The following is a 2,544-nucleotide window of genomic DNA, read 5'->3' as shown; positions in this document are numbered from 1 at the left end:
GGGTGAGGGGCAGGGGGAGCGGCCTCCGCTGGGCTGATCGAGGGGATTCGGGGCCCCGTCCGGGGGTGCTGCGGCGTGGCGAGGCCTGTCGTGGCGGTCGGCTGGAAAAGTCATAAGGTCATGCGACTGTGCACGTGCCCGACCCTCGCCGTTGTCATCGCAGCCGCCCTCGTCGGCGGCCCGGCCGCGGACGCCACCGCCGCGCCCACGGACCTCCGCCCCACCTGCGCCACGACCGACGCCGATACGGACATCGACACCGGCACCGATACTGACATCGACGCCGACACCGATACTGACGCCGGCTCCGATACCGACACTGACGCCGGCACCGATACCGACGCCTTCCCCGTCCGCACCGACATCCAGGGCGGCCCGGCCAGTTACGAGGCCGGCGGCGGTTATGGCATCTGGTCCCTGGAGCTCACCAACACCACGAACCGCACCTGCCGGAACATCCACCCGGTGATCGTCCTCGTCGACGAGAAGCGCGTGCTCCGTGAGGCCCAGCTGCGCCTGAAGTTCTACGTCGGCACCCGTGCCCACCCGGTCTCCTTCCAGCGTACCGACGCGGACGAACTCGTCGGCGTCCTCGACCACGACGACTTCCCCGGTTTCACCGTGCCCCCGGGCCGCACCCTCACCGTGAAGCTCCGCCTCGCCGTCACCTCCGGGGCGGCCGTGCCCAACGACGTCGTGGCGAACGCGGCCGTCGTCCAACGACGGGGCAGCGACGGCGAGTGGGTGGGGGAGTCGAACGACTACGGGTTCCGGATCGTCGAGAGGAGCACCGGTCAGGACGACGGAGGGAGAGACGGTTCGGCCACGGCGACAGCTCCACCCAAAGCCACAGGCACCGACGGCACCGGCACGCGCCCGGACCCCGAAGGCACCGCCCCCGGCAAGGACACGGGCGTGCGCGAAGGGGGCCTGCCGTTCACCGAGGAGCTCGCCCGGAGCGGGGTCGGCGTATCGCCGTACGGCATCGGGGCGTTGCTGCTGGCCGGCGTCGGGGCCGTACTGGTCGCCGTCGCCCGCCGGAAGTCCCGCTGAGCCACCTGCCTCACCCAGCACCCCAAGCCCCTGGTGCCCTGTGCGCGCGATGCCCGGCGCCTGAAATGCCCGGTGCCCGCAATGCCCTGTGCTCCCGGCGCCCCCTGATCCCAAAGGCCAAGATCGCCCTCCTGTTTTCGGCCACCGCTCACTAGGGTGGGGCCGTCGGTACAGAGACGTCCGGCGCGCCAGCACCTTTCGCGGACGTACGGCAGGAGATCCCACATGGCAGAGCGCAGGCCCATCGAGTCGTGGCTCACCGACATGGACGGTGTGCTGATTCACGAGGGCGTGCCGATCCCGGGCGCCGACGCCTTCGTCAAGAAGCTCCGGGAGTCCGGCAAGCCCTTCCTCGTGCTCACCAACAACTCGATATACACGGCTCGGGACCTGCACGCCCGGCTGTCCCGCATGGGACTCGACGTACCCGTCGAGAACATATGGACCTCCGCCCTCGCCACCGCGCAGTTCCTCGACGACCAGCGGCCCGGCGGCACGGCGTACGTCATCGGCGAGGCCGGCCTCACCACCGCCCTGCACGACATCGGGTACGTGCTGACGGACCACGAACCCGACTACGTCGTCCTCGGCGAGACCCGCACGTACTCCTTCGAGGCCATGACCAAGGCCGTGCGGCTGATCCAGGCCGGTGCCCGTTTCATCGCGACCAACCCCGACGAGACCGGCCCGTCCACCGAGGGCCCGCTGCCCGCCACCGGTGCCATCGCCGCGCTGATCACCAAGGCGACCGGCAGGCAGCCGTACTTCGCGGGCAAGCCGAACCCGCTGATGATGCGGACCGGGCTGAACGCGATCGGCGCCCACTCCGAGACCAGCGCGATGATCGGCGACCGGATGGACACCGACGTCCTGGCCGGCATGGAGGCCGGTATGCAGACGTTCCTGGTGCTCACGGGGCTGACGCGGCCGGACCAGGTGGAGAACTTCCCGTACCGCCCCTCCAAGGTCGTGAACTCGATCGCGGACCTCGTCGACCGCGTCTGAGACCGCGAGCCAAACCTCCCTTCACCCGACCGGAGCAGTGGTCCCCCGTTCCCGGATGCGTCCCCGCGTCCGGAGGGGGAGTCTCCAGAGTGTCTGGAGGTTCACGATGGGTTCACTGCGACTCACTCTCTGCGCCGCTTCCGTACTCGCGGCCGCGCTGACGCCCACGGCGCACGCGGCCGACACGGGCGTCTCGGTGACACCGTCGCCGCCCGCGCCCGGCAGCGACATCCAGGTGCACGCCCGGGGTTGCACGGGGCGGGCGGGCACGGCCTCCTCGGAGGCGTTCGTCGCCGACGCGGTGCTCACCGGCAAGAACGGCGCGCTAGCCGGCGAGACCCGGGTCCGCACCTCGGCCAGGCCGGGCACGTACCGGATCAGGATCACCTGCGACGGCGTCGAGGGCGGCACCAGGGCCAACGCCGCGCTCACGGTCGGGGCCAGGGCCAGGGCTTCCTTTCACCCCGGGCCCACCGCCCCCCGCAC

General features: G+C 71.0%; 2 protein-coding genes and 1 pseudogene. All 3 read left to right on the top strand.

From position 1 onward, the window contains the following. Window positions 1-120 precede the first annotated feature (120 nt). Window positions 121-1,053 (top strand): cell wall protein, encoded by a 933-nt coding sequence (locus FNH04_RS44680; protein ID WP_228032004.1) that lies wholly within the window; start codon window positions 121-123, stop codon window positions 1,051-1,053. A 225-nt stretch (window positions 1,054-1,278) separates the two neighbouring features. After that, window positions 1,279-2,058 (top strand): HAD-IIA family hydrolase, encoded by a 780-nt coding sequence (locus tag FNH04_RS44675; RefSeq protein WP_152791946.1) that lies wholly within the window; start codon window positions 1,279-1,281, stop codon window positions 2,056-2,058. A gap of 106 nt (window positions 2,059-2,164) precedes the next feature. Then, window positions 2,165-2,544 (top strand): annotated as a pseudogene (locus tag FNH04_RS44670) (hypothetical protein); the annotation flags it as partial.

Source organism: Streptomyces phyllanthi, from assembly GCF_009377205.1.
Classification (GTDB): domain Bacteria; phylum Actinomycetota; class Actinomycetes; order Streptomycetales; family Streptomycetaceae; genus Streptomyces; species Streptomyces phyllanthi.
The sequence above is the reverse complement of the archived record's forward strand: the minus strand, read 5'-3'. Positions and strand labels throughout refer to the sequence as shown.

What these genes read in the sequence shown, in the direction of transcription:
- FNH04_RS44680 (WP_228032004.1), top strand. Translation starts at nt 121, where the DNA reads ATGCGACTGTGCACGTGCCCGACCCTCGCCGTTGTCATCGCAGCCGCC.
- FNH04_RS44675 (WP_152791946.1), top strand. Translation starts at nt 1,279, where the DNA reads ATGGCAGAGCGCAGGCCCATCGAGTCGTGGCTCACCGACATGGACGGT.